Genomic DNA, 6,588 nt, shown 5'->3' with positions numbered 1-6,588 from the left:
TCCAGTGCCGCTGGCGCGCCCGCGCGGTGTGGCCCATGGCCCGTGGCGGTTCGGTCGGTAGTCGTCCGTCCGGTCGGGGCCCACAGCGACGGGGGAGCGGTGCCCGGCCGAGGGTCGGCGGCTTCACGGCGGGGCCGTGTCCCCTCACCCGTTCGGTGGTGCGGACGGGTGAGCGGCGCGTGTCGTGCGAAGTCCACTCGACTGGCGGCGCCCCGCGCGTCGACTCGGGCGGAGCGTTCGACGCCGCAGGCGCGAGCTGCGGAATGGCAGGACGGGGGTCGGCCGGGACCAGGCGTCGCCAGCATCCGACGCCGGACGCGCCGGGTGGGCGGCTGCCACGGATCGGCTACGAGGCCGGGACGCGCGCCCGATCAGCCGGTGCGGACCTGCACCGCGCCGGAGAGACGGTCGTGCAGGCCCCGGGAGTCCCGGTCCCAGACCAGCGCCGGCAGCGCGAGCACCAGCAGCACGGTGCGCACCAGCACCCGGGGGACGCTGAGCCGCCCACCGGTGACCGAGACCACTCGCAGTCCCATCAGCCGCTTGCCGGGCGTGAACCCGAGCGTGCCGACCGTCAGGAACACCAGCACGCCGAAGACGAGCAGCGCCCAGTTGCCGGCGCTCTGCATGCTGCCGTCCGACAACAGCGCGCGGGCGATGAGCACGCAGAGCACCCAGTCCACGAGAATCGCGACGACCCGTCGTCCCAGCGGCGCGATCGAACCCGGCCCCTCCTCCGGAAGGCCCAGCCGCTCGCCCCGATAGCCGAACTCGGCGCCCATGCTCTCGGCCGTCGCGCGGGGGCCGGAGAGCCACGATCCGATTGCCTGCCTGTTGTCCACCCGTCAACGGTATCGCGTGCCGCGCAGCGGTCGACGGCGGCCGACGGGGACCGCACGCAGTGGGACGGCGCCCCGCCCGGGTGGAACACGTCACTGCACGTCGTGGCCGGTTAACATCAGCGAAACAATTGGGTCATGCTCGAGAAATCCCCCATGCCTAGGGTCGAGCCAGCGGACCACCGCACTGGGCTGCGATCTTGAGATGCAATCCCGTCCCCTCGCGGCGGGACTAGGAGGACTTGGATGTTCCAGAACGCCGACGAGGCCAAGAAATTCATCTCGGACAACGACGTGCAGTTCGTCGATGTCCGTTTCTGTGACCTGCCGGGCATCATGCAGCACTTCACGGTGCCGGCCGCGACGTTCGACCCGACCGAGAACCTGATGTTCGACGGCTCGTCGATCCGCGGCTTCCAGGCCATCCACGAGTCCGACATGGCACTCGTCCCGGACCTGAGCACGGCCCGGATGGACGCGTTCCGCCGTGACAAGACCCTCAACATCAACTTCTTCATCCACGACCCGATCACCGGCGAGCAGTACAGCCGTGACCCGCGGAACGTGGCCAAGAAGGCCGAGGCGTACCTCGCCTCCTCCGGTATCGCCGACACCGCGTTCTTCGGCCCCGAGGCCGAGTTCTACGTGTTCGACGACGTCCGTTTCGAGACCAAGGCGAACGCCGGCTACTACCACATCGACTCCGTGGCGGGCGCCTGGAACACCGGCGCCATCGAGGACGGCGGCAACCGCGGCTACAAGGTCCGCTACAAGGGCGGCTACTTCCCCGCCCCGCCGGTCGACCACTTCGCCGACCTGCGCGCCGAGATCAGCCTGGAGCTGGCCAAGTCCGGCCTCGAGGTCGAGCGCCAGCACCACGAGGTGGGCACCGCCGGCCAGGCGGAGATCAACTACAAGTTCAACACGCTGCTGGCCGCGGCCGACGACCTGATGCTCTTCAAGTACATCGTGAAGAACGTCGCCTGGCGCAACGGCAAGACCGCCACATTCATGCCCAAGCCGATCTTCGGTGACAACGGCTCCGGCATGCACGTCCACCAGTCCCTGTGGACCGGCGGCTCCCCGCTCTTCTACGACGAGCAGGGCTACGCCGGCCTCTCCGACATGGCGCGCTACTACATCGGCGGCATCCTCAAGCACGCGCCGTCGCTGCTGGCCTTCACCAACCCGACGGTGAACTCCTACCACCGCCTGGTGCCCGGCTTCGAGGCCCCGGTGAACCTGGTCTACTCCCAGCGGAACCGTTCCGCCGCGATCCGCATCCCGATCACCGGCGCGAACCCGAAGGCGAAGCGCATCGAGTTCCGCGCGCCGGACCCGTCCTCCAACCCCTACCTCGCGTTCTCCGCGCTGCTGATGGCGGGCCTGGACGGCATCAAGAACAAGATCGAGCCGGCCGAGCCGGTCGACAAGGACCTCTACGAGCTGGCCCCCGAGGAGCACGCGAGCGTCGCTCAGGTGCCCACCTCGCTGCCCGCCGTGCTCGAAGCACTCGAGGCGGACAACGAGTACCTCCAGGCCGGCGGTGTCTTCACCTCCGACCTGATCGAGACCTGGATCGACTACAAGCGCACCAGCGAGATCGCCCCCATGCAGCTCCGCCCCCACCCCCACGAGTTCGAGCTGTACTTCGACATCTGAGGTCACCACAGGTCAGAGCGGCTTTCCGTTCTCCTGGGCCGTCTGTGGGCCGTCGGCCGTGTTCTTCCGTCCTCGGAGGGCACGGCCGACGGCTTTTGTCGTGCGCGGATAGCGGTAGCGACGGAGCCGTTGACGCGAAACGATGCGTGGGTGACCAACGAAGATGACGTCGAAGTCTCCGACGGCGTAGCCCACCTGGGCACCTTTATGGAAGCTGCTTCGGCATGGCGCGAGGTGAACTGGTTCGAGCGCTCCATGGCGTTGCTGCACTACGGTGCCTCTTCGATCGAGCGTTTCCCGCTTGAAGAGACCTTCGCGAATGATCCAGTGCTGTGACCGCGTAGATCCGCCGGTCCGTATGCCTTACAGGTTGTTCGCATAGAAGCTGACGAGTCGTTCGACGGCAGCGTCGACGTATTCGGGTTCGTCGTACATCTCGTAGTGGCCGGCGCCGTCGATCACCATGAGGTCGACGGGGTTGGGGGCCAGCTTCCACAGCTGCATGCCGGTGTCGTAGGAGCCGGTGTTGCCGAGGCGTCCGGCGAGGATGACCTGGAGTGGCTGGGTCATGAGCCGATCGGCCAGGTGGAACGCGTCGTAGCCCAGCAGGAGCGAGTCGCTGCGCAGGAGGCGCCGGTTCGTGGAGTGTTCGTTACCGCCGCGCTCGGTGCGGTAGTAGGTGACGGCCTGAGTGGTGTCGATGTCGGTCAGGCCCGCTGCCGTGGCGTCCTCGAGGGTGTCGGGCAGCCAGTTCACGCGGGTCGTCTCGCCGGAGCGGGCCTCTTCGGTGCGTGCGTTCGCGAGGGCGTCGAGTGCTGCGGCCGGACCGTCGGGCTGGAAGCTGCGGAATGAGGCGCCGATGTTGACGGGGACGACCGTGCCGACCGCGTTGATGCGGTGGTCCGTGCGGGCGGTGTGCACGGCGTAGCCTCCACCGGCGCAGATGCCGAGGACGCCGATGCGCTGCGGGTCGACGCCGGGGGTCGTGGTGAGCACGTCGATGGCGTAGGAGATGTCCTCACCTCGGCGGTAGGGGTCTTCGAGGTCGCGGGGCTCGCCCTCGCTCTGGCCCTGATGCGCGGGGTCGAGGACGAGCGCCGCGATGCCGCGGGCGGCGAGACGGGAGGCGTAGTCGGCGCCGATCTGCTCCTTCACGCTGCTGCCTGGGGTGGAGAGCACCACGGCGCGCAGCGGTGCGCTGCTGTCGGCGTTGTCGGGGAGGTGGAGGTCCGCGGCGAGGTTGATGGGACCGCGCGGGATCGTGAGGTGCTGAAGCATGCCTGGCTTCCTTCGTGAGATCGTTGTTCCATAGGAGTCCAGTACAAAACAATATTTTGTACGATCTGAAACTAATACGAAACTGTATCACCTGGATGGAGGGTCGATGTCAGTCGACGGGGCGCAGCTGTGGACGCTGAACCAGCGACTGCTGGGTGTGGTGATGGATGCCTGCACGGGGGAGCTGGCCGAGCTCGGGTTGGAGACGAAGGAGTTCTTCGTCCTGGCCGAGGTGGAGGCATCGCCGTACCCGGCTGAGATCGCGACTGCGCTGCTGCTGCCCAAGGCGAGCGTGACGGTCTACGTTCGCAACCTCGTCGCCAAGGGCTTCGTCCGCCGCGAGATCGACGAGGCGGACTTGCGGCGTCATCGGCTCGTACTGACCGCTGAGGGCACGCAAGCACGCGATCGAGCACTTGCAGCTCTCGCGGCGGAGTACGACCGCAGGTTGGCGAGGGTCACCCCCCAGGACCGCGTTGAGCTGCAACGCATCCTCAAAGCGATGCTCGACTCGCCCGCGTCAGGCCGTATGGGCGAGTGATTCGTCTGTCCGGTGCTCTGCTGCACGTTCGGGCCGCGACCGCATGGATTCGTCAGATCGTTCAGGTCGCGACGGCAAGGGACGTCCGCCCCGGTGGATGCCCGTCTCGCTTCGGACGCGGGCACGCTCGCGACGCTGCGCCGCGAGGGGGTTGCATACCGTGTCAGGAGGCGCAGCGGCCTGAAGCGATGATCTCCGGGATGGCGCCGTTGCCCTGGTAGAGGGCGATGGACCAGCGGGTGTAGGGCCAGTCGGGATTGTCCCTCCGCTCGTCCAGCAGGCCGGTGCAGAGGGCCTTGGAGACGACCTGCTGGAAGTGGGCGCGCTGGGCCCGGCCCAGGAGGGCGCCGTCGCCGTCGTAGGCCCACACGTATGCGGCCTTCTCGACCGGATCGAACCCGAGACGGAGGCTCTCGCCCCCGGTGAGATGCTCCAGCCCGTACCCCTCCGCGACTCTGGCGGTCCACGACGCGGTGGCCGACCTGGCGGTGGTGTCTGCGACACGGATCTCCGTCCGGTCGGTGCTGGGGTGCCCAGCGGTCGCCAGACCGGCCTCGTCACCGTGCCACTGCCCGGCGATCTCGTGGTGACAGCTCGCTGCGGCCTGCCCGTAACCGAGAATCGTGGGATCGAGTTGACCGTCGAAGTCCTTCCAGTGGATCTGGTACCGGCCGTACGGCCAGGTGTGGGGACTGTTCCGGAGCCGGTGGGAGAGGGCCGTGCAGGCGGCCATGTCGGCGGCTCGGCGGAAGACCTCCTTGTAGTCGTCGGTCAGTGTGGGGACGGGACCGCCGGTCACCATCACCGTCTGCGCCTGCTCGTTGAACGTCACGGTGGGTCGCATGAAGTCCATGTCCTTCGTCCCGAGAATCGCGCGTGTGTCGCTTCCGATCGTCGTCTCGGAGCTCCGTTCGTCCTCGCTCCCGGCGTTCGTGCTTGCCCGCCACTCGTCGGGGTGCGGCTGCGACTCGTCTGCGGCTCGCGTGTAGGCCGGGCCGGGCACCTCCGGGGGAGACGTGTCCGTTCGCGCTTGGCCCGGGTCTGCGGACGGGGTGCCGGGAGGGCCAGCCGGTGCGGTCGGGCCCACCTGCTGGGCAGAGCTGCCGGGTGATACGGCGGCGACATCGCGGGCCCCGACGCTGCGGCTGCTGCCGGGTACGGAGAGGGCGATGCCCGCCACCGCGCCGATCACCGCCGCGGTGCCGAGAGTGGAGAGGACGGTCCGGCTGCGGGAGGGCGAAGGCGGAGTGCCCCAGGAGGGATCGGCCAGGGCGGGCATGTCCCATGCGGACTCGAGGAGATGTCCGACCAAGGTCGGCTCGGGCTCCGCCGTTTCGCTCAGGACCTGCGTGGTCTGCGAGGAGAGCAGCCGCACGCACTCGTCCGCTGCGGCGTGGGCGGACATCCGCTCGGCGGCGTCCTTCGCGAGGGCCCGCCGGACGGTCCGGCGAAGATCCTCGGGCACACCGTCGAGGTCCGGCTCACCCGAGAGCACACGGAAGGCCACCACGTCCGGCGCTCCGGCGCCGAACGGCAGACGTCCCGTCGCTGCGTGGGCGACGAGCGCGCCCCAGGCGAACATGTCGCTCTCGGGAGTGGTGGCACCCGTGCGGTACTGCTCGGGACTGATCCAGCCGGGAGTGCCGGTCATGACACCGGTGCGGGTCACGCTGGTACCGCCGGCCGCGTGCGCGATGCCGAAGTCGAGCACCCGGGGGCCGGCGGGAGCGAGGATCACGTTCTGCGGCTTCACGTCCCGGTGAATCACACCTGCCCGGTGGATGGCGGCGAGCGCCTGGGCCGTGCCGGCCGCGAACGCGTACAGGGTCCCGCCGCTGAGCGGCCCCCTGTCGGCGAGGTGCTGGTTCAGGGTGGGGCCCGGGGCGTAGACGGTGGCCAGCCACGGGGTGTCGGCCTCCGGGTCGGCTGCCAGCAGCGGCAGCAGACACGGGCCCTGGACCCGGGAGGAGAGTTGCACCTCACGACGGAACCTCGCCCGGAACTCGGGGTCCTCGGCCTGCGCGGAGTGGACGACCTTCACCGCCGCCCGCGCACCCGCGGGGTCCACTCCGGCGTGGACGGTGCCCATGCCGCCCGAGCCCAGCAGGCCGATGATCCGGTACGGGCCGATCCGGACCGGATCACCCGGGCGGGCGGGTCGGACGGGGAGGCCGGAGCGGTTGGTTCTCACGGGCGGCTTCTTTCTCACCGCGCGTGCGGTGGCCGGGCGTGCCGCTGCCCGTTCCGGGCCGTCGCGGGCCGCGGCCG

The 6,588-nt window shown here is 69.3% G+C and carries 6 protein-coding genes; 3 read left to right on the top strand and 3 right to left on the bottom strand.

Going from position 1 to position 6,588, the window contains the following annotated elements; all coding sequences use genetic code 11:
* Nucleotides 1-371 precede the first annotated feature (371 nt).
* Nucleotides 372-842 (bottom strand): RDD family protein, encoded by a 471-nt coding sequence (locus tag ACYVE9_RS12265; protein ID WP_461027832.1) that lies wholly within the window; start codon nucleotides 840-842, stop codon nucleotides 372-374.
* Nucleotides 843-1,085: 243 nt separating this feature from the next.
* Here ACYVE9_RS12265 and glnA point away from each other — a divergent pair, with 243 nt between their 5' ends.
* Together glnA and ACYVE9_RS12255 are read left to right on the top strand one after the other, a co-directional pair.
* On the top strand, nucleotides 1,086-2,501 hold the full coding sequence (gene glnA / locus ACYVE9_RS12260) for a type I glutamate--ammonia ligase (RefSeq protein ID WP_461027831.1): 1,416 nt from the start codon (nucleotides 1,086-1,088) through the stop codon (nucleotides 2,499-2,501).
* Between the two features lie 150 nt (nucleotides 2,502-2,651).
* On the top strand, nucleotides 2,652-2,837 hold the full coding sequence (locus tag ACYVE9_RS12255) for a hypothetical protein (protein WP_461027830.1): 186 nt from the start codon (nucleotides 2,652-2,654) through the stop codon (nucleotides 2,835-2,837).
* Between the two features lie 27 nt (nucleotides 2,838-2,864).
* On the opposite strand, the gene ACYVE9_RS12250 is transcribed toward ACYVE9_RS12255, so the two are convergent.
* A complete protein-coding gene (locus ACYVE9_RS12250) occupies nucleotides 2,865-3,779 on the bottom strand; it encodes an alpha/beta hydrolase (RefSeq protein ID WP_461027829.1) in 915 nt (304 codons plus the stop codon).
* A gap of 106 nt (nucleotides 3,780-3,885) precedes the next feature.
* Between ACYVE9_RS12250 and ACYVE9_RS12245 the strand changes: the two genes are divergently transcribed.
* Complete coding sequence (locus ACYVE9_RS12245; RefSeq protein ID WP_461027828.1) at nucleotides 3,886-4,320, top strand: MarR family winged helix-turn-helix transcriptional regulator; 435 nt, start codon at nucleotides 3,886-3,888, stop codon at nucleotides 4,318-4,320.
* A gap of 163 nt (nucleotides 4,321-4,483) precedes the next feature.
* On the opposite strand, the gene ACYVE9_RS12240 is transcribed toward ACYVE9_RS12245, so the two are convergent.
* Nucleotides 4,484-6,511 carry a serine/threonine-protein kinase gene (locus ACYVE9_RS12240; protein WP_461027827.1) on the bottom strand — a complete coding sequence of 676 codons (2,028 nt, stop codon included), beginning with the start codon at nucleotides 6,509-6,511 and terminating at the stop codon, nucleotides 4,484-4,486.
* Between the last annotated feature and the right edge of the window lie 77 nt (nucleotides 6,512-6,588).

This window comes from Streptomyces sparsus, assembly GCF_054776295.1.
This window is presented reverse-complemented; position numbering and strand designations above follow the sequence as displayed.